Raw genomic sequence first — 25,137 nt, 5'->3', positions numbered from 1 at the left:
CCAGATTCGGATACTTCGTAATGAAAACTGGTAAAGAACTGAAACCCGGTACCGTCCTGCGGATCGACAACGACCCGTGGCTGGTTCAAAAAGCTGAGTTCACCAAGTCGGGCCGTAACAGCGCGATCATGAAGACCAAGCTGAAGAACCTGCTGACCGGCTACAAGACCGAAACCGTCTACGGTGCAGACGACAAGCTGGACGACGTGATCCTGGATCGCAAAGAAGCGACCCTGTCGTTCATCAACGGTGACGAATACACCTTCATGGACACCACCGACTACACCATGTACGAACTGAACGCCGAGGACATCGAAGCCGTTCTGCCGTACATCGAAGAAGGCATGGAAGACGTCTGCGAAGCCGTGTTCTTCGAAGGCCGCCTGGTATCGGTTGAACTGCCGACCACCATCAGCCGCCAGGTTGTCTACACCGAGAACGCTGCACGCGGCGACACCTCGGGCAAGGTGATGAAGCCTGCCAAGCTGAAGAACGGTACCGAGATCTCGGTTGCCGACTTCATCCAGATCGACGAGTGGATCGATATCGACACTCGCGACAACAGCTTCAAAGGCCGTTCCAAGAAGTAATCCTTCTTGTGAAACGCAAAAAACCCGGCCTTGGCCGGGTTTTTTGTGCCTGCGATTCCTGCAGATCTCGATGCGTGCTCTTGCTCTTGCTTTTGTGGGAGCGGCCTTGTGTCGCGAAAGGGGCGCAAAGCGGCCCCGGCAATATCAAGGTGTACCCGAGATTCCGGGGCCGCTTCGCGCCCCATCGCGACGCAAGGCCGCTCCCACAGCCTTACACGGTCACGTGCAGGCGCACATCCACATTGCCGCGGGTGGCGTTGGAGTACGGGCACACCTTGTGCGCCTTTTCCACCAGCGCTTCGGCATCGGCCTGGGCCAGGCCCGGCAGGTTGATGTGCAGGTCGATGTCCAGGCCGAAACCACCTGGGATCTGGCCGATGCCCACCTTCGCGGTGATCGAGGAGTCCGCCGGCAGGGCTTTTTTCTCCTGCCCGGCCACGAACTTCAGGGCACCGATGAAGCACGCCGAGTAACCGGCGGCGAACATCTGCTCGGGGTTGGTGCCGTCACCGCCTGCGCCGCCCAGTTCCTTGGGGGTGCTCAGGCTGACCACCAGCTTGCCGTCGCTGGAACGGGACTTGCCGTCGCGCCCACCGGTGGAGGTAGCTTCTGCGATGTAAAGCGGAGTGACCTTTTGCATCTTGAGCCTCGCTAATGTGCTGTGCGCTCCCCGTCTGGAGGAGGGCGCGGGTTGGTGTGGGATTTAAATTAGCGCGCAATTAGTTAGTGCGCAAGATAAATCGTCACCGCTCATCCGAACGGCCATTGCACAGCATAGCTGTCAGAGGGTTTTCTGCAGGTTCTCGCGCAGCGCCAGCAGGTCGGCCTGCAGCTGTTGCAACTGTTCCAGGCTGCGCCCGCTGGCCTTGAGGATGCATTGCGGCACTTCCTTGGCCTGCTGCTGCAAGGCGCGGCCCTTGTCGGTCAGCTGCACCAGTACCACCCGTTCGTCCTCGCGGCTGCGGTTGCGCTGCAGCAGGCCTTCGCTTTCCAGGCGCTTGAGCAGCGGCGTCAGCGAGCCGGGGTCGGTGAGCAGGTGCTGGCTGATCTCGCCTACGGTCAGGCCGTCGTGCTCCCACAGCACGAGCATGGCCAGGTACTGCGGGTAGGTCAGGCCCAGGGCCTGCAGCAGCGGTTTGTAGACCTTGGTCATCAGCAACGAGGTGGAGTGCAGGGCGAAACAGACCTGGTTGTCCAGCAGCAGCTCGTCACAGGAGGCTTGGGTGTTGGCGTTCATGCAGGTCCTTGAAGGTAATCAATGGGAAAGTCTGGCACGCGGATCGTTAGTGCGCGCTTTATTCGCGCAGTTCACTGCGCAAGGCCAGGTCCCAGGGTGGAATCGGGCTGAAGCGGCTCTTGAGAAATTCGAGCAGCAAACGGCTGCGAGAGTTCGTTTCATGTTCCAGGCGAAGCGCGTAGATACCGCTGGTTTCCGCTTGGGGCAAGCCACCGTCGCAAAACAAAGGTATCAGCTCGCCACGCAGCAGGTATTCGCTGATCAGCCAAGTGGGCAGGTGGGCTATGCCTAAACCGGCGAGGGCGCCGAACAGCAGGGTTTCGGCGTTGTTGGCGGCCATGCGCATGCGTGAGGGGCGGTACAGGCGGGTTTGCCCGGCCACGTTGAAACGCCAGGCAAATGGCGGCGCCAGGCCGTCCCAGTCCAGGCCGTCGTGCCCGGGCAGCTCGCTGGGGCAGGTGGGCATGCCGCGGCTGGCCAGGTAGGCCGGGCTGGCGCAGGCGATGCGCACCATGTAGGCCAATGGCGTGGCGACCAGCCGGGTGTCGGCCAGGGGGCCGGCGCGCAGCACCAGGTCGACCTCGCCCAGGTGGCTGCCATGCAGGTCGACGAAGCTGTCGATCAGGCGCAGTTGCACATCAAGGCCCGGGTAGGCGACCAGGAAATCGGCGATGGCCGGGGCCAGGTGGCGGCGGCCGAATGCGGCGGGGGCGTCGATGCGGATCAGGCCTTCGGGGGCATTGCTCAGCGACACCGCTTCGGCGCGGGCCAGGCGCAGCTCCTCGATGATGCGCCTGGCCCGTTCGGCAAAGGCGTTGCCTGCAGGTGTGGCGCGCACGGCGTGGGTGCTGCGGGTGAACAGGCGGCTGCCCACGGCGCTTTCCAGATTGTCGATGCGCCGGGCCACGGCGGACGGGGTCAGCGGGTGGCGGCGGGCGGCGGCAGAAAAACTGCCGGTTTCCAGCACATCGAGGAACAGGCTTAGCTGGTCGGTCAGGGTATCTGGGCTCATGGCTGCCTTGTTTTTGCGAAAAACGCACAGCCATTGTGCGCTGCTGTGCGTTTCCCCGCCAGCCCGCAATCGTTAGCATGCTCGGATTATGTGGACAGGCGGATGAGGCCCCTGATGATCGAGTGGTTGTTGTATATCGTGCTGGGCGCAGCCCTGGGGACCATGGGTGGCCTGTTCGGCATTGGCGGCGGGCTGATCGCGATTCCGGCGCTGGGCGTGCTGTTCGGCCTGGACCAGCAACTGGCGCAAGGCACGGCGCTGGTGATGGTAGTGCCCAATGTGCTGCTGGCGCTGTGGCGTTATCACCAGCGTAACCGCATCGAGTTGCGCCATGCGGTGCCGTTGTCGCTGTGCAGCTTCGTGTTCGCCTGGCTGGGGTCGATCTGGGCGGTGGGGCTGGATGCGCAATCCATGCGCCTGGGCTTTGTCGGCTTCCTGGTGGCCCTGGCGGTGTGGAACGTGGCGCGGATGTTCATGAAGGTGACGCCGCCCAGCGCCGAGTTGCGCTATGCCTGGCCGTGGCTGGGTGTGCTGGGCAGCGTTGCCGGCACCATGGGCGGCTTGTTCGGGGTGGGTGGGGCCGTGGTGGCCACGCCGATCCTGACCAGTGTGTTCGGTACCACCCAGGTGGTGGCGCAGGGGCTGTCGCTGGCGCTGGCGGCGCCGAGTACCTTGGTAACCCTGGTGACCTATGGGGTGCACCACAGTGTTGACTGGGGGGTGGGGGTGCCATTGGCGGTGGGCGGCCTGCTGAGTATCAGCTGGGGGGTGAAATTGGCCCATGCGTTGCCGGAGAAGGTGTTGCGGGCGATGTTCTGTGTGTTTCTGGTGGGGTGTGCGGTGATGCTCGGGTTCGAGCTTTGAGATTTTGGGGCCGCTTTGCGGCCCATCGCCGGCAAGCCAGCTCCCACAGGAATTGTGCAGGCCTGCCATGAAGGAACAGGCTTGCACGATCCCTGTGGGAGCTGGCTTGCCGGCGATGGGCTGCGCAGCAGACCCAAGTTACTTGAACCCTTCGACAATGTAGTCGGCCATGCAGTCGGTAATCGGCGAAGGGTTCTGGGTACTGCGCACCAGCATCACATTGGCCACCGGCAACTGCGGCAACCCTTCGCTCTCGCCCAGAATGCGGATATTCCCGCCAATCAGGCTCTGCAACTGTGCGGTCACCGCCAACCCAGCGGTGACAATGGCGAAGATCGCTGCCAGGCTCGGGCTGGTATAGGCGATGCGGTAGTCGATGCCCTGGGCCTCCAGGGCATTGCAGGTCCAGGCCCGGCAGAAGCAGTCGGTGTTGAACAAGGCTACAGGCATGGGGCGTTGCTCCTGCGGGCAGAAGCCTTCCGCGGCGGCCCAGACCAGGCGTTCCTGGCGCAGCAGCTGGCCAATCTCGTTACCTGGTTCACGGGTGACGATGGTCAGGTCCAGGTCCTGGCGCAGCATCAGTTGTTTGGAGGAGTCGCAATGCACCTCCACCTGCACCAGCGGGTAGGCTTGGGCAAAGCTCGACAGGATGGTCGGCAGGAAACGCATGGCATAGTCGTCCGGCGTACCGATGCGTACGACCCCGACCATGTGCGGCATGCGCAGGGTGTTGAACACTTCCCCATGCAACTTGAGGATGCGCCGCGCATAGCCGAGCAGCACCTGGCCTTCGGCAGTCAACCGCACCTGGCGGCCGTCGCGCTCGAACAGCTGGCGCTGCAGAATGTCTTCTTCCAGGCGTTTCATCTGCATGCTCACCGCCGACTGGGTGCGGTTGACCACCTCGCCGGCGCGGGTGAAGCCGCCCTGCTCGGCGATGGCCACGAAGGTGCGCAGTACGTCCGCATCGAGGCTCTGGTACTGGGACATTGCATCAATCTCCGAGATGCATGGCATCAGAAACATTCGTTGGATTGATCTTATGCCTGGCAGGAGACTGGAGCCATCAACACGGAGGGCTTCACGATGAAAGGTCATGTCAGCAGCATCCAGCAACCTGTCTTTTCCCTGAACCACCTGTGGCATGCCGCCCTGCAGCGCCCGGCGCGTTGGCTGCAGCTGTACCGCCAGCGCCAGGAACTGGCCAGCTTGAGTGATGCGACCCTGCACGACTTGGGGCTGAGCCGGGCGGATATCCAGCAGGAGGCCGAGCGGCATTTCTGGGATGACCCGCTGCGGAAATAGGCTAAGTTTGTCGGTGGGTTTACCGGCCTCTTCGCGGGCAAGCCCGCTCCCACAGGTACTGCACAATGTGGGAGCGGGCTTGCCCGCGAAGAGGCCGGAACAGACACTACAAGGAGTTCAGGCTTGCCCCTCAAGCTGTCCATCAACCAGGCCCGCCGCCTGGCCCTTTCTGCCCAAGGTTTCGGCAAACAGCCGGAATCGGCGCCGACCCTGCCAGCACTCAAGCGCATGCTGCAACGCCTGGGCGTGTTGCAGATCGATTCGGTCAACGCCCTGGTCCGCTCCCACTACCTGCCGCTGTTCTCCCGGCTGGGCAACTACTCGCCTGCCACCCTCGACCAGCTCGCCTGGGGCAGTGGCCGCCAGCGCCTGTTGTTCGAGTACTGGGGCCATGAAGCCTCGTTGCTGCCGCTGAGCCTGTACCCACTGCTGCGCTGGCGCATGGCCCATGCCGCCGATGGCCGTGGCATCTACCGCCAGCTCGCGCAGTTTGGCCGTGAACGCCAGGATGTGATCGCCCGGGTACTGGCAGCGGTCCGCGAACAGGGCGCCCTTGGCGCGGGCAGCCTGTCCACCCGCGAGGAGCGGGCTGGCCCCTGGTGGGACTGGAGCGAGGAAAAGCACGCGCTGGAATGGCTGTTCGCCGCTGGGAAGGTGACGGTCGCTTGCCGGCGCGGCTTCGAGCGGCTCTACGATGTACCGGAAAAGGTCCTGCCGAGGTCGATCCTCGACCAGCCACTGCCCAGCGAGACCGAGGCGCATCAGGGCTTGATGCTGCACGCCGCCACCGCCCTGGGCGTAGCCACCGAGCGCGACCTGCGCGACTACTTCCGCCTGGACCCGGGGCAGGGCAAGGCGGCACTGGCCGAACTGGTGGCTGATGGCCGCCTGCAAGCGGTCGAGGTGCAGGGTTGGAAGCAGCTTGCCTACTGCGCCGGCGCGCCGCGTATCCCCCGGCGCATCCAGGCCAGCGCGCTGTTGTCGCCGTTCGATTCACTGGTCTGGGAACGCAACCGTACCGAGCGCTTGTTCGACTTCCGCTACCGCCTGGAAATCTACACCCCGGCGCACAAGCGGGTGTACGGCTACTACGTGCTGCCGTTCCTGTACCGCGAACGCATCGGCGCGCGCGTGGACCTGCGCGCCGAGCGCGCCCAGGGGCAACTGGCAGTGCACGCCGTGCATGTCGAGGCAGCCGGCCTGGACGAAGAGGGTTACCAGGCCCTGGCCGGCAACCTGCTGCGCCTGGCCAGCTGGCTGGGGCTGGAGAAGGTGCAACTGAACTGCCCGCGTATCGAGGGCAGCCAGTTGCGCCAGGCGTTGCTCAGCGCCGCACCTGCTTGAGGGTTTCGGCAATCAGGAACGCCAGCTCCAGGGACTGGTCGGCATTCATCCGCGGGTCGCAGTGGGTGTGATAGCGGTCGGACAGCGCATCCTCGGTGATCGGCCGGGCACCGCCGATGCATTCGGTGACGTTCTGCCCGGTCATCTCGATGTGGATGCCGCCGGCATGGCTGCCCTCGGCCTGGTGCACCTGGAAGAACTGTTTCACCTCATCCAGGATCTGCGCAAAGTCGCGGGTCTTGTAGCCGCTGCTGGCCTTGATGGTATTGCCATGCATCGGGTCGGAGCTCCACAGCACCTTGCGCCCTTCGCGCTCGACCGTGCGGATCAGCCCCGGCAGGTGGTCGCCGACCTTGCCGGCGCCCATGCGCACGATCAGGTTCAGGCGGCCGGGGTCGTTGGCCGGGTTCAGCGTGTCGATCAGGCGGATCAGCTCTTCGGGGTTCATGCTCGGGCCAACCTTGACCCCGATCGGATTGTGCACGCCGCGCAGGAACTCCACATGGGCTCCGTCCAGCTGGCGGGTGCGGTCGCCGATCCACAGCATGTGCGCCGAGCAGTCGTAGTAGTCGCCGGTCAGGCTGTCCTGGCGCACGAAGGCTTCTTCATAGTTCAGCAGCAGTGCTTCGTGGGCGGTGAAGAAGCTGGTTTCGCGCAGCTGCGGCGCGCTGTCCAGGCCGCAGGCGCGCATGAATGCCAGGGTTTCGTCGATGCGGTTGGCCAGCTGGTGGTACTTGTCGGCCAGCGCCGAGTTGGCGATGAAGTCCAGGTTCCACTTGTGCACCTGGTGCAGGTCGGCAAACCCGCCCTGGGCGAAGGCGCGCAGCAGGTTGAGGCTGGCAGTGGCCTGGTGGTAGGCCTGCAGCAGGCGCTCCGGGTCGGGGATGCGGCTTTTCGCGTCGAAGCCGATGCCGTTGACGATGTCGCCACGGTAGGCGGGCAGGGTGATGTCGCCGATGGTTTCATCGCCCGATGAGCGCGGCTTGGCGAACTGCCCGGCCATGCGCCCGACCTTGACCACCGGGCAGCCGGCGGCGAAGGTCATGACAATGGCCATCTGCAGCAGCACCTTGAAGGTGTCGCGGATTTTCGCCGCCGAGAACTCGGCGAAGCTCTCGGCGCAGTCGCCACCCTGCAGCAGGAAGGCGCGGCCTTCGGTGACCTCGGCGAACTGCCGGCGCAGCTCGCGCGCCTCGCCCGCGAACACCAGCGGCGGGTAGCTGGCCAGGGTCTGTTCGACCTTCAGCAGGTGCGCGGCATCGGGGTAGGTCGGTTGCTGCTGGATCGGCAGGGCGCGCCAGCTGTCGGGGCTCCACGGTTGGTTCATCTCGGGCTCGGTCTTGTCGGTTGTAGGCTATGGGCCATGGTAACAGTTGGCGCTGCGCTTGTTGCATCGAGGGTGTTGACGGACAATGCGCGTTTTTGCGCGGTGGGTGGTGAGCATGGCGGCGGAACGGGAAGAGCGGCTACTGGCACGGGTGGAGGACGCCTTTGGCGTCATCAGCGTGTATGAAGTCGACGACTACCGCTTTCTGGAATTCGGCGATGCGATCGAGCAGAGCTGCGTGTTCACGGCCGACCCCAGCTGGCTGGAGTACGACTATACCCGCGCCATGCTGGTGGGGGCGCTGTGCCACGAGCAGCCGGAGAGCGCGCTGTTTCTCGGCCTGGGTGCCGGCACGCTGACCCAGGCCTGCATGAAGTTCCTGCCGCTGGACGACATCGAGGCCATCGAACTGCGCCCGGACGTACCGCGCCTGGCCATGGAGTACCTGGGCCTGGACGACGACCCGCGGCTGTATGTACGCATCGGCGATGCCCTGGAGCTGTTGCCCACGGCGGAGAAGGCCGACCTGCTGTTCGTCGACCTGTACACCGACCATGGGCCGGGGGTGGGCCACCTGGCGTGGAACTTCCTGGAGAACTGCCAGCAGCAGCTGAACCCGGCTGGTTGGCTGGTGATCAACCAGTGGGCCACCGACGATGGCAAGCCGCTGGGCGCGGCGTTGCTGCGCGGGTTGTACCACCGGCATTACTGGGAGCTGCCGGTGAAGGAGGGCAATGTGATCCTGCTGGTGCCGGCGGACCTGGAGCAGACGCTTGACCTGGATGGGCTGAAAGCCCGGGCCGAGGCGCTGGCGCCGCGCCTGGGGTACAGCCTCGAGGGGCTGATCCGCGAGATTCGGCCGGCTACCTGATGAATCTGTGGCGAGGCTGCTGGCCCTATCGCCGGCAAGCCAGCTCCCACACCGACCGCGTTGGCCTCAAGCCATGCGCTGTCCCTGTGGGAGCTGGCTTGCCGGCGATGAGGCCGATACAGGCAATAAAGAATTATCGATTCAGCTCCAGGTGATTGATGGCCCGACACTGGCCAGGCACCCTGAAAATATTCCTCACGTCTGCGCACGATTTCGGGTATAGTACGCGCCGGTCTTTTAGCGGACCGCAAAATCAGGTGGTGCAAACCCTCCGAGTCCAGCTTCGGCTGCACGTCCGCTAGGCGGACTTTCCCACGTTTTCTTTTTCAATCGTTTTCGCAAATCCCCGCCGCCAAAGCTGCCTGGGTGACCTGTCGGTCTTTCATGGCTTGTGCAGCTTTGGAGCATGGGTCTTTGCGGATGCACCTAGAGGCAGACCCATGACCCAGGAAACCGGCGGCTTCGCCGCTCTCGATCTCAATCCGAATATTGTTGCTGCCGTTCTGGCGACCGGCTACGAAGAGCCGTCCGCCATTCAGCAACAATCGATCCCGATCATCCTCGCCGGTCACGACATGATCGGCCAGGCGCAGACTGGCACCGGCAAGACCGCTGCCTTCGCCCTGCCGATCCTCAACAAGATCGATGTGAGCAAGCGCGAACCGCAAGCCCTGATCCTGGCGCCAACCCGTGAGTTGGCGCTGCAAGTTGCTACCGCTTTCGAAACCTACGCCAAGCAGATGCCGGGCGTGAACGTGGTCGCCGTCTACGGTGGTGCCCCGATGGGCCCACAGCTGCGTGCGATCCGCAACGGCGCGCAAATCGTCGTGGCCACCCCGGGCCGTCTGTGCGACCACCTGCGTCGTGACGAAAAAGTCCTGTCGACCGTGCAGTACCTGGTACTGGACGAAGCCGACGAGATGCTCAAGCTGGGCTTCATGGACGACCTCGAAGTGATCTTCGATGCCATCCCGGCCAGCCGCCAGACCGTGCTGTTCTCCGCCACCCTGCCGTCGTCGATCCGCTCGATCGCCGAACGCCACCTGCGCGAGCCCAAGCACGTCAAGATCCAGAGCAAGACCCAGACCGTTACCGCGATCGAGCAGGCCCACCTGATGGTCCACGCCGACCAGAAGATCCCGGCTGTGCTGCGTCTGCTGGAAGTGGAAGAGTTCGACGCGCTGATCGCCTTCGTGCGTACCAAGCAAGCCACCCTGGACCTGGCCTCCGCGCTGGAAGCCAAGGGCTACAAGGCTGCCGCGCTGAACGGCGACATCGCCCAGAACCAGCGTGAGCGCGTGATCGACTCGCTCAAGGATGGCCGCCTGGACATCGTTGTCGCTACCGACGTCGCTGCCCGTGGCCTGGACGTTCCGCGTATCACTCACGTGTTCAACGTCGACATGCCGTACGACCCGGAGTCCTACGTACACCGTATCGGCCGTACCGGCCGTGCCGGTCGCGATGGCCGTGCACTGCTGCTGGTCACCCCGCGTGAGCGCCGCATGCTGCAGGTGATCGAGCGCGTAACCGGGCAGAAAGTTGCCGAAGCCCGCCTGCCGAATGCCCAGGCCGTGCTGGACGCCCGCATCAAGAAGCTGACCTCGAGCCTGGCGCCGCTGGTTGCCGAAGCGGAAGCCACCCACGGCGAGCTGTTCGACCGCCTGACCGCCGACCTGGGTTGCAGCGCGCGTGCCCTGGCTGCTGCCCTGCTGCGCAAGGCCACCAATGGCCAGGCGCTGGACCTGGCTGCGGTAGAGCGTGAGCAGCCGCTGGTGCCGAGCTTCGCCCCGCGTGGTGAGCGTACCGAACGTGGTGAGCGTGGCGAGCGGCCGGAGCGTGGTGACCGCGAGCGCCGTGCGCCGATGCCGCTGGCCGAAGGCCGTGTGCGTTGCCGTACTGCCCTGGGTGCCCGTGACGGCATCGCTGCCAAGAACCTGCTGGGCGCCATCCTCAACGAGGGTGGCCTGGCTCGTGACGCCATCGGCCGCATCCAGGTGCGCGACAGCTTCAGCCTGGTCGAGCTGCCGGAAGATGGCCTGGAGAAGCTGCTGTCCAAGCTCAAGGACACCCGCGTGGCCGGCAAGCAGCTGAAGCTGCGTCGCTACCGCGAGGATTGATCCTGGCGCAATGAAAAAATCCCCGGCTCAGGTCGGGGATTTTTTTTGCCTGTGCCGGCCCTTTCGCGGGTAAACCCGCTCCCACAGGTACAGCACAAGCCTTGAAATCTGTCGAGACCCTGTGGGAGCGGGTTCACCCGCGAAGAGGCCCTTCAGTCGAACCGATAAATGTCCATCCCCAACGCCCCCAAGGTAAACCCTTGGTGCACCACCCCGAACTTGCCCCCAGCCCCCAGGGCAAAGAACAGCGGCAGGAAATGCTCATCACTGGGATGGTTACGCACCGCAAACGGCGCCTGCTGCCGATAACCCAGCAACGCTTCCTGATCATCGGCCCGCAGCTTTTCCACCACCCAATCCCTGAACGCCAGTGCCCAAGGCTCGATCACATCCGGCCCGGCATGCCAGTCCAGTTCGCCCAGGTTGTGGGTAATGCTGCCCGAGCCGATCAGCAGCACGCCCTGGTCGCGCAAACCCGCCAGCGCCTGGCCTACCTTGACTTGCAGCGCCGGCCCCATGTGGCTGGGCAGTGAAACCTGCACCACCGGAATATTCGCATCCGGGTACATCAGCGACAGCGGTACCCAGGCGCCGTGGTCGAACGGCCGCTGCGCGTCCAGCCGGGCAGGCAGCCCGGCAGCCTTGAGCAATTCACTGACCTGGCCGGCAAGGGTGGGGTCACCCGGCGCCGGGTACTGCACCGCATACAGCGCCGGTGGGAAACCGTAGAAGTCATGCCAGGTCTCTGGTCGTGCGCTGCCGGTAACCAGCAGTTCGCGGCTTTCCCAGTGCGCCGACACCACCACGATCGCTTTCGGCCGGGGCAGGGCGTTAGCCAGCCCGGCCAGCGCCGGCCCGCTGGCGCCGGGTTGCAGGGCAAGCATGGGGGAACCATGGGAAATGAACAGGCTGGGCAGCATGGCGGGGTCCTGACGGTTAAGATGCACTCATCTTCGATCAACTACAGATCGAAATCCAAACCAACTTTTACCGACAAACCATCTAAAAATCGGGAGTGATCATGGAGCCAGCGTTCTGGCAGCAGCGGTGGGCCGACAACCAGATCGGCTTTCACCAGGCGCAGGTGAACCCCTATCTGCAGAAGTATTGGCCAACGCTTGGCCTGGCGCCGGGTAGCCGCGTGCTGGTGCCGTTGTGCGGCAAGAGCCTGGACCTCGCCTGGCTGGCCGGGCAGGGGTATCGCGTGTTGGGCGTAGAGCTGTCGCGGCGGGCGGTGGAGGCATTCTTCCGCGAGCATGGGCTTGAAGCCGAGGTGCAACAGCGCGGGGCTTTCGAGGTTTGGCGCAGTGGTGACGTTGAGCTCTGGTGTGGGGATTTCTTTGCGTTGCAGGCAGAGGATATCGGCGACTGCGCGGGGCTGTATGACCGGGCGGCGCTGATTGCCTTGCCGCCGCAAATGCGTGTGGCTTACATGCAGTTGTTGTCGGGCTTGCTGCCGGCGGGTTGCCAGGGGGTGGTGGTGACTCTGGATTATGATCAGGCTTTGTTGGGCGGGCCGCCGTTTTCGGTCGGGGATGAAGAGCTGCGGCAGGGGTTTACCGGGTGGCAGGTGGATGAGCTGGAGGCTGTGGAGGTGATTAAGGAAAGCCCGAAGTTCTTGCAGGCCGGGGTATCGAGTTTGTTGGAGCGGGTGTACCGGGTTAGCCGATGACAGGTGTGTAGCCTGCAGCGGCCCTTTCGCGGGTGAACCCGCTCCCACAGGTACTGCACAATCCTCAAGGTGTGTGGTGAACCTGTGGGAGCGGGTTTACCCGCGAAGAGGCCGGCACAGGTGTACAAAAAAGGGCGACCGAAGTCGCCCTTTTGTTTTACCGGTTGGATCAACCGCGACGGCGCAGGGCCTCGATACGGTCTTCCAGCGGCGGGTGGCTCATCAGCAGCCCGGCCAGGCCGTGCTTCAGGCCACCATTGATGCCGAAGGCCTTCATGGTGTCGGGCATGTGCACCGGTAGGCCTTGCTCCACGCGCAGGCGCTGCAGGGCGCCGATCATCGCCGCGGTACCGGCCAGCTGTGCACCGGCTTCGTCGGCGCGGTATTCGCGGCGGCGCGAGAACCACATCACGATCATGCTGGCCAGAATGCCCAGGATCAGCTCGGCAACGATGGTCGCCACGTAGTAGGCAATGCCCTGGCCTTCTTCGTTCTTGAAGATCACCTTGTCGACGAAGTTGCCGATGATGCGTGCGAAGAACATCACGAAGGTGTTCACCACGCCTTGCACCAGCGCCAGGGTGACCATGTCGCCGTTGGCCACGTGGCCGATCTCGTGGGCCAGCACTGCCCGCACTTCATCGGGCGAGAAACGCTCCAGCAGGCCCTGGGATACGGCGACCAGCGCGTCGTTGCGGTTCCAGCCGGTGGCGAAGGCGTTGGCCTCGTACGCCGGGAAGATACCCACCTCGGGCATCTTGATGCCCGCTTCACGGGACAGCTCTTCGACCGTTTGCAGCAGCCACTGTTCGTGGCGGGTGCGCGGCTGGCTGATGATCTGGGTGCCGGTGGTCATCTTCGCCATCCACTTGGAGATGAACAGCGAGACGAGGGAGCCGGCAAAGCCGAACACGGCGCAGAACACCAGCAGGCTGCTGAGGTTCAGGTCGACCCCGTTGGCGGCCATGAACCCGTTGAAACCGAACAGGCTCAGGGTAATGCTTGCAACCAGCACCACCGCGAGGTTGGTGGCTACAAACAACAGAATGCGCATCATGGTTGTTACGTTCTCCTGACGGATGAGTTGTCGCTTACTGCGGGGTATATAAGGGGCCTGCCGTGCCGATTCAATCGGGCGACTATTTCAAACTGTGTACGGCGGAGTATGGCAGAGGATGGCGCGGGGGCTGTGGGATAGAGCGTTGCAGGATGTAAGAAACATCCTGTGGGAATGTTGGGGCTGCGTTGCAGCCCATCGCCGGCAAGCCAGCTCCTACAGGGGACCCCACAATCTTCAGCCTGTGGAGATCCTGTGGGAGCTGGCTTGCCGGCGATGAGGCCGGTACTTACTGCGAATAAGTCCGCAGGAAGTTGCCGATCCGGCCAATCGCCGCCTCCAGGTCATCCACCCGCGGCAAGGTGACCACGCGGAAATGGTCCGGCCACGGCCAGTTGAACGCCGTGCCCTGAACGATCAGCAGCTTCTCCGACAGCAGCAGGTCGAGCACGAACTTCTCGTCGTTGTGAATCGGGCAAACCTTCGGGTCGATCTTCGGGAATGCATACAGCGCACCCATCGGCTTGACGCAGCTCACGCCCGGGATGTCGTTCAGCAGTTCGTAGGTGCGGTTGCGCTGCTCCAGCAGGCGGCCCGGCGGCAGCACCAGGTCGTTGATGCTCTGGTAGCCGCCCAGCGCGGTCTGGATGGCATGCTGGGCCGGCACGTTGGCGCACAGGCGCATGTTGGCCAGCATGTCGATGCCTTCGATGTAGCTTTGCGCGTGGTGCTTGGGCCCGGAGATGATCAGCCAGCCAGAACGGAAGCCCGCCACCCGGTACGACTTGGACAGGCCGTTGAAGGTCAGGCACAGCAGGTCGGGGGCCAGCGAGGCGGTGCTGATGTGCACGGCTTCGTCGTACAGAATCTTGTCGTAGATCTCGTCGGAGAACACCACCAGGTTGTGCTGGCGGGCCAGTTCCAGCATGCCCAGCAGCAGCTCTTTGGAGTACACCGCGCCGGTCGGGTTGTTCGGGTTGATGATCACCAGGGCCTTGGTGTTCGGGGTGATCTTGGCCTTGATGTCCTCAAGGTCGGGGAACCAGTCGGCCTGCTCGTCGCACAGGTAGTGCACCGGCTTGCCGCCGGCCAGGCTCACGGCGGCGGTCCATAGCGGGTAGTCGGGGGCCGGGATCAGCACTTCGTCGCCGTTGTTGAGCAGCGCCTGCATCGACATCACGATCAGCTCGGACACACCGTTACCCAGGTAGATGTCCTCGATGCCGACGCCTTCGATCTGCTTCTGCTGGCAGTACTGCATAACCGCCTTGCGCGCGCTGAACAGGCCCTTGGAGTCGCTGTAGCCCTGCGCGGTGGGCAGGTTGCGGATCACATCCTGGAGGATTTCGTCAGGCGCCTCGAAGCCAAAGGGCGCCGGGTTGCCGATGTTCAGCTTGAGGATGCGGTGGCCTTCCTCTTCCAGGCGCTTGGCGTGCTTGAGCACTGGGCCGCGAATGTCGTAGCAGACATTGGCGAGCTTGTTCGATTTGCTGAACTGCATGATGGGATCCCGATTGAGAAAACGCGCTACGCCCCGCCGAAAGGTTTGAAAGGGCAGGAAGCGGGTGCCAGACTGAACGCCTGGCACACGAAGCCAACTAATATACGTGCCACCCGCGCCCCGGAAAAGACGGTGCGGGGTGAAATTCAGCCTGCCGAGGTTTCTGCATGAAAAAGATCGAAAAAACCCTGGACGAATGGCGGTCGATGCTCGACCCCGAGCAGTACCAGGTCTGCCGCCTCAAGGGTACCGAGCGGCCGTTCAGTGGCAAGTACAACAGCGAGCGCCGCGACGGCATCTACCACTGCATCTGCTGCGGGTTGCCACTGTTCGATGCGCAGACCAAGTTCGATTCCGGCTGCGGCTGGCCGAGCTTCTACGCCCCCATCGAGGAGAGCGCGATGATCGAGATCCGCGACACCTCCCATGGCATGATCCGCACCGAAGTCACCTGTGCCCGCTGCGATGCGCACCTGGGCCACGTGTTCCCCGATGGCCCGCCACCGACCGGCCTGCGCTACTGCATCAACTCGGTGTGCATCGACCTGCGCCCGCGCGACTGACCGGAGCCCGACCATGGCTGGATCGATACTGGACATCCCCTGCGTGACCCTGGGCGGCGAGCACAAGAAACTCGGCGACTTCCCCGGCAAGGCGTTGCTGGTGGTCAATACCGCCAGCCAGTGCGGCTTTACCCCGCAGTACAAGGGCCTGGAGCAACTGTGGCAGGCCTACCGCGCACGCGGCCTGGTGGTGCTGGGCTTCCCCTGCAACCAGTTCGGCAAGCAGGAGCCGGGCGATGCACGGGAAATTGCCCAGTTCTGCGAGCGCAATTTCGGCGTGAGCTTCCCGCTGTTCCGCAAGGTCGAGGTCAACGGCCCAGGCAGCCACCCGCTGTTCGTCGAACTCAAGCAGCGCGCCCCGGGCATTCTGGGCAGCCAGAAGATCAAGTGGAACTTTACCAAGTTTCTGGTCGACCCGGCCTCTGGCCAGGTAACGCGCTACGCCCCCACCACCAAGCCGCAGGCCCTGGAAGCGGACATCGAGCGCCTGCTCAACCGTTGACCGGCACCCAGTGGTCGACCAGCGCCAGCAGCTCTTCACGGCGGAACGGCTTGGCCAGGTAGTCGTTCATGCCCGCTGCCCGGCATCGCTCGCGCTCTTCGGGCATGGCGTTGGCGGTAAGGGCAACGATCGGCAGGTCGGGCCAGCGGCCGCTCTGGCGGATGCGCCGGCTGGCCTCGTAGCCATCCATCACCGGCATGTTGCAGTCCATCAGTACCAGGTCGAACTCGTCCTGTTCCAATAGCTCCAGGGCCTCGGCGCCCTGGGTGGCCAGTTGTACCTGGCAGCCGAGCTTGGCCAGCATGCCCTTGGCCACCAGCTGGTTCACCGGGTTGTCCTCCACCAGCAGGATGCGCGCGCGGCCTTGTTCCAGGGTGATGGCCGGGGTGTCCAGCGGGTGTTCGGGCTCGTGGCCCTGCAAGGTGCGGCGCAAGGTCTGGTACAGGGCGTTGCGCGCCAGCGGCCGGGCCAGCTGGTGCAGGGGGGCGAGGGTGACCGACTGTTCGCTGGGCAGAAAGTTGCCGTAGGCGGTCACCAGCAGGATCGGTGTCTTCAGTGCCGGGCGTAGTTCGAACAGCTGGTCCAGGCTGTCGGTGATCAGCAGGTCGATGGCCGTGGCGTCCAGCCCCGCGCTGCTGTCATGGTGCTGATAGGCAAGGCCCCAGGCGGGCAACAGGTCCTGCAGCAGTTCATCGAGCCCGCTGCCGGCCGCGCTCAGCGCCGCCACGCGCCCGTGCAACGGTGCCGGCGGGATGGCTTCGGTGTGCACCGCCAGCGGCAGCTCGGCGGTGAAGCGGCTGCCGAAGCCCGGGTCGGACTTGATATGCAGGTGGCCCTGCATGGCCTTGCACAGGTTGCGTGTCAGCGCCAGGCCCAGGCCGGTGCCGCCGTACTGGCGGGTGATGCCGGCGCCGGCCTGGGTGAACGGCTGGAAGATCCGCGCCTGGGCTTCTTCGGGGATGCCGATGCCGGTGTCGCGCACTTCCAGGCGCACACCGCCGACGATGGTCGCCAGGCGCACATCCACGCGGCCGAAGCGGGTGAACTTGAGGGCGTTGGACAGCAGGTTGCTGACGATCTGCCGTACCCGCGTGGGGTCGCCAAGCACGCTGCTGGGGAAGTCGCGGGCGATCAGGCAGGTCAGCTCCACGCTTTGCGCGGTGTTCTGCGACAGCAGGTTGGCGGTGTCCTCGACCATCGAGCCCATGTCGAACGGAATGCGCTCCAGCTCCAGCTGGCCGGCATCGAACTTGGACAGGTCGAGAATATCGTTGAGCAACTCCACCAGCACCTTGCCCGAGTCATGGGCTATCGCCAGCTGCTGGCGTTGCTCGCTGGGCAGCGGGCTGTCGAGGGCAAGGGCGATCATGCCGAGCATGCCGTTGAGCGGGGTACGGATTTCGTGGCTCATGTTGGCGAGGAAGGCGGCGCGCGCCTGGGCCATGTCCAGCGCCCGGCGGCGGGCTTCTTCCAGCTCCTGGTTGGACAGGCTCAGGCTGCTGTTGCTGGCCTTCAGCTCGTTGGTGCGTGCCGAGACGATATCTTCCAGCTCGTTGAGGTACTGGGTCAGGCGGTTTTCTGCGGTGCGCCGCTGCTCGATCTCGGTGGCCATGCTGACGAATTGCTGGTTGGCGACCTTCACCAGTACGCCGATCTCGTCGTGTTCGTGGCCGTGCGGGCAGGCCACGCGGGTTTGCCGGGGCTTGCGCGGGTCGCTGCCGCTGAGCGCGCCGATCACCGTCACCAGCGGCTTGGTCAGCATCATGTAGAACAGCGCCAGGAGGATGCCGGTCAGCACCAGGCTGCGGGCGAAACCGTTGAGCAGGGTGATGCCGGCGCGGTCGAGAAAGCGGCTGCCGAAGGCGTAGGTGTCCACCTCCAGGTACAGGGTGCCGAGGTATTCCTCGGGCATGTGGGTCAGGTACAGGCGTTCCTTGAACTGGCGCTGGTCGCCGAACAGGAAGTCGCTGAGCGGCCGGTAGCGGTCCTGCAGGCGCGGCCGTTCGACGTCGGCCAGCACTGTTTCGTTGTTGTCGATCAGCCGCGCACGGATGATCGCCGGCGATTGCAGCAGGCCGCGGGTCAGCTCCAGGGCCAGTTCCGAGTCGATGTTGTAGGCGATGCGCGAAGCCGGGTTGTGGCTGATTTGCAGCAAGGCGCGCACTTCACGGTTGATGGACGCGTCTTCGCTGGCATAATCGATGCCGATCTGGATGAGACTGAGCAATGTTCCCAGGATGAAGCCGACCAGGACTGTCAACCGGGCTTGCTTGTATGACAGGCGATTGGTGAACTTGATATCCATGTGTCCCGAGCCGGTTTCACGTCCCTTGCGCTGCGCAAGCATAGCCGAATAGCCCCGGCTGCTGGTGGGTCTGTCACACATTCAGCCTTGATTGCTCTACTGGCTGTGCCGGCCTCTTCGCGGCTAAAGCCGCTCCCACAGGTACATCACAGGTCTCAAGGGCGGTGATAAACCTGTGGGAGCGGCTTTAGCCGCGAAGAGGCCGGCACAGCAGCCCCGAATCTGAATTTGCAGGAGCCCTGATGGACGCTCGCTTGATTGCTTTCCTGGACCGCGCCGAATCGGTACTGGCCCGCCTCGAACCCCTGCTGCCGGCCCAGCGCCCGAACATCGACTGGGCCGCCACCCTGGCCGCGCGCTGGCAGCGCGATGGCCGCAGCGGCTACCTGCTGCCGCTGGAAGTCAGCCTGGACATCCGCCTCAGCGACCTGATCGGCGTCGACCTGCAGCGTGACCAGCTGGGCCGCAACACCCATCAGTTCATCAACGGCATGCCGGCCAACCATGCACTGCTGTGGGGCTCGCGCGGCACCGGCAAGTCGTCGCTGGTACGTGCCTTGCTGGCCGAGCACGCCGGTGCCGGCCTGCGCCTGATCGAAATCGAACGCGACCACCTGGCCGACCTGCCGCGTGTAGTCGAGCAGCTGCAGAAGCTGCCGCAGCGCTTCATCCTGTTCTGCGACGACCTGTCGTTCGAAGCCGGGGAGGGCGACTACCGGGTGCTCAAGAGCGTGCTCGACGGCTCGCTAGAGCAGGCCCCCGACAACGTGCTGCTGTACGCTACCTCCAACCGCCGCCACCTGGTGCCGGAGAAGCAGAGCGACAACGAGAACTGGAAGCGCGTGGACGGCGAGCTGCACCCCAGCGAAGCGGTGGAAGACAAGATTGCCCTGTCCGACCGTTTTGGCCTGTGGCTGTCGTTCTACCCCTTCACCCAGGAACACTTCCTGAACGTGGTCGAGCACTGGATCGGCCAGCTCGCGCAAACTGCCGGCCTGGCCTGGCAGCGCAGCGAAGAACTCGACATCCTCGCCGTGCGCTGGGCCACCGGCCGCGGTAACCGTAATGGCCGTTGTGCCTATCAGTTCGCCCGCTACTGGGTCGGGCTGCAATTGCTGGAGCAAAAGTAAATGATCGACCTCAATGCCAGTGGCGCCGGCCTCGACGGCTACAACTTGCTGGCGGCGCAAGTGCAGGCGCTGTTTGCCGACGAGCGTGACTTCATCGCCAATGCCGCGCAGTTTTCGGCGTTCCTCTATAACCAGGTGGACGACCTGAACTGGGCGGGGTTCTACCTCAACCGCAACGAAGAACTGGTGCTGGGCCCGTTCCAGGGCCAGGTGGCGTGCGTGCGCATCCCGTTCAGCAAGGGCGTGTGCGGGGCGGCAGCGGCCACCCGGCAGACCCAGCGGGTAGAGGACGTGCATGCGTTCCCGGGGCACATTGCCTGCGACAGCGCGTCCAACAGCGAGCTGGTGATCCCGCTGGTGAAGGAGGGCAGGTTGATTGGTGTGCTGGACCTGGACAGCCCGAAGCTTGGGCGCTTCAGTGAGGCGGATCAGGTGGGGTTGGAGCGGTTGGCGGCGATTTTTCTGGAACTGACCGACTGCTGATGGTCGTTGCCTGTATCGGCCTCTTCGCGGCTAAAGCCGCTCCCACAAGGATGGCATCAAGCCTGAGGGCGATGCGGTCCCTGTGGGAGCGGCTTTAGCCGCGAAGAGGCCAGTACAGGTTAAAGCATCAGTCGTACATCACCTTCTTCTTCCAGGTCTCTTCCTCATCGGTCTTGAGCCCCTGGGTCAGTTCATTCTGCTCGTCCTCCGCCGGGGCCATGCGGTCCAGCACCTGGGCGTTGGCCCGGGCCAGCAGCTTCTCCAGGTACGTCAGCTGCTCTTCATACACCTTCGGTTCCGGCTGCTTGCGCAGGTACTGCACGCCGCGCTCGAAGGCCAGGCGCGCCTGGCCTGGCTGGTTCTGCTGCAGGGCCTGCTGGCCGAGGTTGTTGAAGAACTCGATATGCAGCAGCACCAGGATATGGCGGATTTCCTTGATCCATTGCTTGGCCTCGGGCGTGGGCAGGAAGCCCTCCTGGGCGGCGCGGGTCACCTGGTTGTGCAACGCCTCCAGCAGGAAGCGGACATCTTTGGCCTTGATCTCGGTCTGGATCGGGTTGGGCGGGTTGTTCACCGGAATTTGCCCGCCCTGGGCAATCAGCCTCTCCAGTTCGGCGATGCGCGCCTTGATTTCGGCATTGTGCTTGTCCATCGCCAGTTGACGCTGGTTGAGGTTGAGCTCCAGGCGGGTCAGCAGCAGCTTCAGCGCCGGGGTCATGAACTGGCCGGGGAAGGTCTCGGTGATTTCGCCACAGCGGCGCAGGCGGTCGGCCAGCTCGACCTTCATCCGGGCGCGCTCGAGCTTGCCGTTCTCGACCACATTGTTTAGGTAGCCGATCACGATCAGCAACGCGATACCCGCCACGATGAGCAGGGTGATCAGAAGTGGTGTCACCGTTAATGCCTCATTGAAGAAGAATTACAGCTTTGAGTGTAGTGAGTTTGCCGGGGGGCGAATAGCGGCTATATGCCTGTACCGGCCTTTTCGCGGCTAAAGCCGCTCCCACAGGTACGGCACTGCCTTCAAGCTGCGCACGGTCCCTGTGGGAGCGGCTTTAGCCGCGAAAGGGCCGGCACAGGATTGCCTCTCCCTATATCGGCAACCCCTCCCGCATCTGCACCCCAACTCACCCGGAAGTCATTGATTTAAATAAATTTCTACAAAGGGGTTGACGCCTGTCCGAACCATCCATAGAATGCGCGCCACTTGCAGCGTAAAGCACACAGCGAAACGCGGCAGGGAGTGAAAGCAGGCAGTAATGCCAGCAGCGTGTCCCCTTCGTCTAGTGGCCTAGGACACCGCCCTTTCACGGCGGTAACAGGGGTTCGAGTCCCCTAGGGGACGCCAATTTGCGGGAATAGCTCAGTTGGTAGAGCACGACCTTGCCAAGGTCGGGGTCGCGAGTTCGAGTCTCGTTTCCCGCTCCAGTTTCTCCGGCAGCGCCTAATGGCGGGGCAGGAAAAGAAAATCCAGGCTGAATCGTGAGGTTCAAACCTGGTGCACTGAAAAGTGTCGTGTGTCCCCTTCGTCTAGTGGCCTAGGACACCGCCCTTTCACGGCGGTAACAGGGGTTCGAGTCCCCTAGGGGACGCCATTTGCGGGAATAGCTCAGTTGGTAGAGCACGACCTTGCCAAGGTCGGGGTCGCGAGTTCGAGTCTCGTTTCCCGCTCCAGTTTCTCCGGCAGCGCCTAATGGCGGGGCAGGAAAAGAAAATCCAGGCTGAATCGTGAGGTTCAAACCTGGTGCACTGAAAAGTGTCGTGTGTCCCCTTCGTCTAGTGGCCTAGGACACCGCCCTTTCACGGCGGTAACAGGGGTTCGAGTCCCCTAGGGGACGCCATTTGCGGGAATAGCTCAGTTGGTAGAGCACGACCTTGCCAAGGTCGGGGTCGCGAGTTCGAGTCTCGTTTCCCGCTCCAGTTCAATGCTGTGGCGTCTATGCGGTGCAGTGGTGGTGAAGGTCTCAAGGCGCTTCACGCCGATAGCGGTAAAGCTTCACAATGCGGGAATAGCTCAGTTGGTAGAGCACGACCTTGCCAAGGTCGGGGTCGCGAGTTCGAGTCTCGTTTCCCGCTCCAAACATGTAACGCAAAAAGGGACCTTCGGGTCCCTTTTTGCGTTACATGTTTGGCTTCCCAAGCCCCAGTGGGCGCGTCCTGCGCCCTTGGCATAGGGCATCAGCGATAGCTGATGGTGAATTTCAGTGCCCCGCTGGCAGGCCCTGCCGAAACCTTTGGGTCAATCTGGTAGTAACGTGCCTTGAAATCCAGGCGTGTGTCGCCGAGCGTCAGCCAGGTTACCGGCTCGTCTTGCTCAAGCGTCATGGGTGAGCTGTCACTGCGCAGTAGCTGGATGGCAATGCCTTGTGCCGGAGCGCTGTCATTGAGGCTGAATAACCCGAGTCTGGGGTCGATCACACTTGAACCCAGTGCGCCTTCGAGGCGAATGTGCGCGCGTGCCACGCTGCCGGCCGGGTCATCATCGCAGTCGCTCAACGTGATGTGGAAGTTGACCGGCGGCGAAGCATCACCGGGCGTGGAGAAGGTGGCGGCATCGTGGCTGCCCAAGCGAACGGGGGTGTCGCTCACCGCATCGGCTTTGAGCGTGCATTGCGCCTGGTTTACGCCTGCTCCCACGCTCAGCTGAAGTGCCGGACCGAGGTCGGTGACGGTGCCTGTTGCAACTCGTGTGTTGAAGTGGGTACGGCCTGCCGGTATGGGGCCAGTCTTGATCAGGTAGTAATTGGCGCTCAAGGCGTTTATCAACAGCGGTGTTGGCGAGATGTTTACCGTATTGCGGCCTTCATAGGGTATGGCCACATCGTCGACGGGTCGAAAGCCGTTGTTGGCACCCGTATAGGGGTGGTTGAGGCGGATGTACAGGCCGACCCCCGTAATGCCGGTTTCCAGGACTTTACCGGTGACGTCCCAGCCGTTGACGGGCGGTAGCGGTTTGCCATGCACCGGTACGGTGGCAGGCATGAGGAACGTCAGTACGCCGGTGCCGTCGTTGTCGCAGCGGATTTCCCGATTCAAGGGGTCTTGGGAAACCAGGCGTTGGACGGAGCCGATGACGGTGCCGGGCTCGGCATCCCTGGGCACCCAGAATTCGCCCAGGTTGACGCTGTGGCTGACCGGGCCGCTCGCCCCTTGCCAGGTGCAACCTGAAATGGCGTGGGCCTGCGGTAGGCTGATGAGCTGTGTGCCAAGGGCAAGCCCCAAGGCAAACAAGCTTGGCAGGTATCGTTGAGGTCGCATGAATAGGTTCCGTTGTTGGGCAAGAGTCATCAGGCTTCAGTGGCGGGGCAGGTCAGGGTTTGCAGGTAGAAGCCCTGCTGCTGACGCATGCTGGCAGGCTTGATCGACAGCTGACATTGCTCGGCCGGTTGCTCGCCCCATCGCACGCTCAGCACCTGACTGGTTGCTTCGGTAGCCACCAGCGCTTGGCCGCCTTGTCCCACCACCGCCAGTGTCTTGCCCTGGGTATCCTTGACCTGGGTACCGAAGGGCAATGGTTTGCCCTCGGTGTTCAGCAGGGTCAGCACCAGGCGCGCAACGCGACGTGCGGCAAACGTGCGCTGCACGATTGCGCCTCGTCTCGGTACGGCCTGGGCCGTGCCGTTGTCGATTTCCACATCCGGTTCGAGCTGGTCGGTGGTGAGTGTCAGGCGGTTGATCCGATAGGGCTGCAGGTGCGGTGCCAGGGCATAACCCTTGGCGTTGGTGCGTGCTGCGGTTGCGTTTTCCATGCCCGCGCCGGGGGTGTCGGGTACATGGATCAGCGCGTTGGTCTCGCCGAAATTGGGGCTGAACACCAGGCCATCGCCGTGCACCAGGGCAGAGCCGCTGGCGTTGACCGACAGGCTGCGGTACTCGTTGCCTTCAAAATAGCCGGCACCGAAGTTGGCGTGCGGGGTCAGGTAGCCGGCCGATAGCTCGGCACTCTTGTTCTGCTGGCCATCATTGGCCAGAGCCGCCTGATAATTGAGGCGGTTGTCCAATGCTCCGCCACTGAGGCTGGCGCGCTGGCTGAAACGCCCCGCCTGATGCTGGGTGTCCAGGGTGACGCTGCTGCCCAGGCCGAAGTCCAGAGGGAACGACAGACTGAGGCCGAGAATGCGGTCGTTCTCGTGGGTCTTGTTGAGTGACTGCGAGGCGAAGAGGCTGTAGTTGATGCCTTTGTAATGCGTGTTGAAGTAAAACTGGTATTGACGGCGCTGGCGCTGGGTTTGCCAGTAGTCATCCTGGCTCAGGTTGAAGCTGAGCGAGCTGCTGCGGCCCAGTTGCTGGTAGACCGATGCTTCCAGGCGGCTGCGGCGGCTGCCTAGCCAGTGGTGGTCGTTGTTCCGTTGCGCCACGGCTTCGTCAAAGTCGCGAAAGCCCTCGGTGGAGTAGCGATAACCGGCAAAGCGCAGGTGTGTACGGGTAGGGAATGCCTTGCCATAACGGGCGGCGTAACTGTTGCCGCTGACCTGGCCAAGTGCTGTGCCCAGGTCGCTGCGGGCATGGGTGACATCGAACGACAATGCGCCGGCCGCGCCAAAGTCCTTGCCCAGCCCCAAGGCGTTGGCGCGGTAGTTGTCGCTGGTCAGTGCGCCGCCATACAGGGTGGGCTGTTTTTCATAAATCAGGTTGCCATGCTCGGTATCGTACTCGGTGATGGTAATTTCTTCGCGCAGGACGGTGCTGTCGCTTGCCAGCCGCCAGCGCTCGGTCACGGTGTGGGGCAGCTGGAAGTTGTTCAGCTGATCGTCGAAACTCACGTCCGGGGTTTCGTGGTAAACCGTCTCGATTTCCTGGATGTGCCAGTCCTGCTTGCGCGCATCTTCCGTCACATCCTCGATGACATCGCCGTACTGCGCGGTGGTTTGCAGAGTCAGCAGGTGATGACGGTTATAGCGGTAGCTGGACCTGCGCAACTCTTTGTCTTCGCTGGCCTCGCTGAGGTGGACTTCATAGAAGTAGTCGCTGCCTGCCCGGTACAGGTTGTCCTTGTCCTTTTCCCAATTCAGCCCGCTGCCAAAGCCCAGGAAGTTGCGGTCGTTGGGGTAGCTGTAGGTGGTGGTCAAGGCCGGCTGGTTGGTCCCGGGGTCGACCGTGTGGGTCTTGACTCGTGGGATGCGGAGCACGGGGGCGCCGGAGAGGAGCTGGTGACCGGCATCGTCGTAAGTGATCGTCTCGATGCTGCCCTGGGGCGTCTCGACCCTTGTCAGGCAGGTCATGTTCTGTGTCGAGGGGGTGCTCTCATATTTGA

Annotated in this window: 22 protein-coding genes, 7 tRNA genes and 1 pseudogene; 18 read left to right on the top strand and 12 right to left on the bottom strand. The window is 63.5% G+C overall.

Annotation, left to right across the window (positions count from 1 at the left end; genetic code table 11):
* Positions 1-20 precede the first annotated feature (20 nt).
* Positions 21-590: an elongation factor P gene (gene efp, locus RYH74_RS11075; protein WP_013971530.1), complete on the top strand. Its 570-nt coding sequence runs from the start codon at positions 21-23 to the stop codon at positions 588-590.
* A 211-nt stretch (positions 591-801) separates the two neighbouring features.
* Here efp and RYH74_RS11070 read toward each other — a convergent pair whose 3' ends face one another.
* From RYH74_RS11070 to RYH74_RS11060, 3 genes are all read right to left on the bottom strand, one after another.
* The gene (locus RYH74_RS11070) at positions 802-1,230 is read right to left on the bottom strand and encodes an organic hydroperoxide resistance protein (RefSeq protein WP_046615485.1); all 429 of its coding nucleotides are present in this window, start codon (positions 1,228-1,230) and stop codon (positions 802-804) included.
* Positions 1,231-1,371: 141 nt separating this feature from the next.
* Entirely contained in the window at positions 1,372-1,827 is a 456-nt protein-coding gene (locus RYH74_RS11065) for a MarR family winged helix-turn-helix transcriptional regulator (RefSeq protein ID WP_025338178.1), read from the bottom strand.
* A 58-nt stretch (positions 1,828-1,885) separates the two neighbouring features.
* Positions 1,886-2,839: a LysR family transcriptional regulator gene (locus tag RYH74_RS11060; protein WP_025338179.1), complete on the bottom strand. Its 954-nt coding sequence runs from the start codon at positions 2,837-2,839 to the stop codon at positions 1,886-1,888.
* 114 nt (positions 2,840-2,953) lie between these two features.
* Between RYH74_RS11060 and RYH74_RS11055 the strand changes: the two genes are divergently transcribed.
* The gene (locus RYH74_RS11055; protein WP_317409399.1) at positions 2,954-3,703 is read left to right on the top strand and encodes a sulfite exporter TauE/SafE family protein; all 750 of its coding nucleotides are present in this window, start codon (positions 2,954-2,956) and stop codon (positions 3,701-3,703) included.
* 138 nt (positions 3,704-3,841) lie between these two features.
* Here RYH74_RS11055 and RYH74_RS11050 read toward each other — a convergent pair whose 3' ends face one another.
* Positions 3,842-4,693, bottom strand: coding sequence for a LysR substrate-binding domain-containing protein (locus RYH74_RS11050; protein WP_061552405.1), 852 nt, complete (start codon positions 4,691-4,693; stop codon positions 3,842-3,844).
* A 96-nt stretch (positions 4,694-4,789) separates the two neighbouring features.
* Between RYH74_RS11050 and RYH74_RS11045 the strand changes: the two genes are divergently transcribed.
* Entirely contained in the window at positions 4,790-5,008 is a 219-nt protein-coding gene (locus tag RYH74_RS11045; RefSeq protein WP_085664898.1) for a DUF1127 domain-containing protein, read from the top strand.
* A gap of 123 nt (positions 5,009-5,131) precedes the next feature.
* Positions 5,132-6,352 (top strand): winged helix-turn-helix domain-containing protein, encoded by a 1,221-nt coding sequence (locus RYH74_RS11040; protein ID WP_317409398.1) that lies wholly within the window; start codon positions 5,132-5,134, stop codon positions 6,350-6,352.
* On the opposite strand, the gene RYH74_RS11035 is transcribed toward RYH74_RS11040, so the two are convergent.
* Positions 6,333-7,679, bottom strand: coding sequence for a class II 3-deoxy-7-phosphoheptulonate synthase (locus RYH74_RS11035; RefSeq protein WP_003247094.1), 1,347 nt, complete (start codon positions 7,677-7,679; stop codon positions 6,333-6,335). The two genes, RYH74_RS11040 and RYH74_RS11035, sit on opposite strands and share 20 nt — an antisense overlap.
* Positions 7,680-7,794: 115 nt before the next feature.
* On the opposite strand from RYH74_RS11035, the gene RYH74_RS11030 reads away from it, so the two are divergent.
* Both RYH74_RS11030 and RYH74_RS11025 read left to right on the top strand, forming a co-directional pair.
* Complete coding sequence (locus RYH74_RS11030; protein ID WP_317409397.1) at positions 7,795-8,550, top strand: spermidine synthase; 756 nt, start codon at positions 7,795-7,797, stop codon at positions 8,548-8,550.
* A 406-nt stretch (positions 8,551-8,956) separates the two neighbouring features.
* Positions 8,957-10,670, top strand: a pseudogene (locus RYH74_RS11025) (DEAD/DEAH box helicase).
* Between the two features lie 152 nt (positions 10,671-10,822).
* Here the strand turns inward: RYH74_RS11025 and RYH74_RS11020 are convergent.
* Positions 10,823-11,590: a class III extradiol ring-cleavage dioxygenase gene (locus tag RYH74_RS11020; RefSeq protein WP_317409396.1), complete on the bottom strand. Its 768-nt coding sequence runs from the start codon at positions 11,588-11,590 to the stop codon at positions 10,823-10,825.
* Positions 11,591-11,691: 101 nt separating this feature from the next.
* On the opposite strand from RYH74_RS11020, the gene RYH74_RS11015 reads away from it, so the two are divergent.
* A complete protein-coding gene (locus RYH74_RS11015; protein WP_317409395.1) occupies positions 11,692-12,342 on the top strand; it encodes a thiopurine S-methyltransferase in 651 nt (216 codons plus the stop codon).
* 169 nt (positions 12,343-12,511) lie between these two features.
* Here RYH74_RS11015 and htpX read toward each other — a convergent pair whose 3' ends face one another.
* Positions 12,512-13,399: a protease HtpX gene (htpX, locus tag RYH74_RS11010; protein WP_003259721.1), complete on the bottom strand. Its 888-nt coding sequence runs from the start codon at positions 13,397-13,399 to the stop codon at positions 12,512-12,514.
* A 289-nt stretch (positions 13,400-13,688) separates the two neighbouring features.
* A complete protein-coding gene (locus tag RYH74_RS11005) occupies positions 13,689-14,900 on the bottom strand; it encodes a pyridoxal phosphate-dependent aminotransferase (RefSeq protein ID WP_023661072.1) in 1,212 nt (403 codons plus the stop codon).
* 167 nt (positions 14,901-15,067) lie between these two features.
* On the opposite strand from RYH74_RS11005, the gene msrB reads away from it, so the two are divergent.
* A complete protein-coding gene (gene msrB, locus RYH74_RS11000; RefSeq protein ID WP_075044107.1) occupies positions 15,068-15,463 on the top strand; it encodes a peptide-methionine (R)-S-oxide reductase MsrB in 396 nt (131 codons plus the stop codon).
* Between the two features lie 13 nt (positions 15,464-15,476).
* Positions 15,477-15,965 (top strand): glutathione peroxidase, encoded by a 489-nt coding sequence (locus RYH74_RS10995; protein ID WP_025338188.1) that lies wholly within the window; start codon positions 15,477-15,479, stop codon positions 15,963-15,965.
* On the opposite strand, the gene RYH74_RS10990 is transcribed toward RYH74_RS10995, so the two are convergent.
* Positions 15,955-18,312, bottom strand: coding sequence for a response regulator (locus RYH74_RS10990; protein WP_274120091.1), 2,358 nt, complete (start codon positions 18,310-18,312; stop codon positions 15,955-15,957). The two genes, RYH74_RS10995 and RYH74_RS10990, sit on opposite strands and share 11 nt — an antisense overlap.
* A 200-nt stretch (positions 18,313-18,512) precedes the next feature.
* Between RYH74_RS10990 and RYH74_RS10985 the strand changes: the two genes are divergently transcribed.
* Complete coding sequence (locus tag RYH74_RS10985; RefSeq protein ID WP_238067424.1) at positions 18,513-19,400, top strand: ATP-binding protein; 888 nt, start codon at positions 18,513-18,515, stop codon at positions 19,398-19,400.
* Positions 19,401-19,883: a GAF domain-containing protein gene (locus RYH74_RS10980; protein WP_003260813.1), complete on the top strand. Its 483-nt coding sequence runs from the start codon at positions 19,401-19,403 to the stop codon at positions 19,881-19,883. It abuts the gene before it with no gap.
* 127 nt (positions 19,884-20,010) lie between these two features.
* On the opposite strand, the gene RYH74_RS10975 is transcribed toward RYH74_RS10980, so the two are convergent.
* Entirely contained in the window at positions 20,011-20,778 is a 768-nt protein-coding gene (locus tag RYH74_RS10975) for a hypothetical protein (protein ID WP_085664907.1), read from the bottom strand.
* Between the two features lie 377 nt (positions 20,779-21,155).
* On the opposite strand from RYH74_RS10975, the gene RYH74_RS10970 reads away from it, so the two are divergent.
* The 7 genes from RYH74_RS10970 to RYH74_RS10940 all read left to right on the top strand — a co-directional run bounded on the left by RYH74_RS10970 (position 21,156) and on the right by RYH74_RS10940 (position 21,962).
* A tRNA-Glu gene (locus RYH74_RS10970) sits at positions 21,156-21,231 on the top strand.
* A gap of 4 nt (positions 21,232-21,235) precedes the next feature.
* Positions 21,236-21,311 (top strand) — tRNA-Gly (locus RYH74_RS10965).
* A gap of 91 nt (positions 21,312-21,402) precedes the next feature.
* Positions 21,403-21,478: transfer RNA gene (locus RYH74_RS10960), tRNA-Glu, on the top strand.
* Between the two features lie 3 nt (positions 21,479-21,481).
* Positions 21,482-21,557 (top strand) — tRNA-Gly (locus RYH74_RS10955).
* A gap of 91 nt (positions 21,558-21,648) precedes the next feature.
* Positions 21,649-21,724: transfer RNA gene (locus tag RYH74_RS10950), tRNA-Glu, on the top strand.
* 3 nt (positions 21,725-21,727) lie between these two features.
* A tRNA-Gly gene (locus tag RYH74_RS10945) sits at positions 21,728-21,803 on the top strand.
* Between the two features lie 83 nt (positions 21,804-21,886).
* Positions 21,887-21,962: transfer RNA gene (locus RYH74_RS10940), tRNA-Gly, on the top strand.
* A gap of 99 nt (positions 21,963-22,061) precedes the next feature.
* On the opposite strand, the gene RYH74_RS10935 is transcribed toward RYH74_RS10940, so the two are convergent.
* Entirely contained in the window at positions 22,062-23,141 is a 1,080-nt protein-coding gene (locus RYH74_RS10935; RefSeq protein WP_075044111.1) for a fimbrial protein, read from the bottom strand.
* 29 nt (positions 23,142-23,170) lie between these two features.
* Positions 23,171-25,105: a fimbria/pilus outer membrane usher protein gene (locus RYH74_RS10930; protein ID WP_317409394.1), complete on the bottom strand. Its 1,935-nt coding sequence runs from the start codon at positions 25,103-25,105 to the stop codon at positions 23,171-23,173.
* Positions 25,106-25,137: the final 32 nt, after the last annotated feature.

The sequence above is a fragment of the Pseudomonas sp. LSJ-87 genome, assembly GCF_032971465.1.
Lineage (GTDB): Bacteria > Pseudomonadota > Gammaproteobacteria > Pseudomonadales > Pseudomonadaceae > Aquipseudomonas > Aquipseudomonas putida_Z.
The sequence above is the reverse complement of the archived record's forward strand: the minus strand, read 5'-3'. Positions and strand labels throughout refer to the sequence as shown.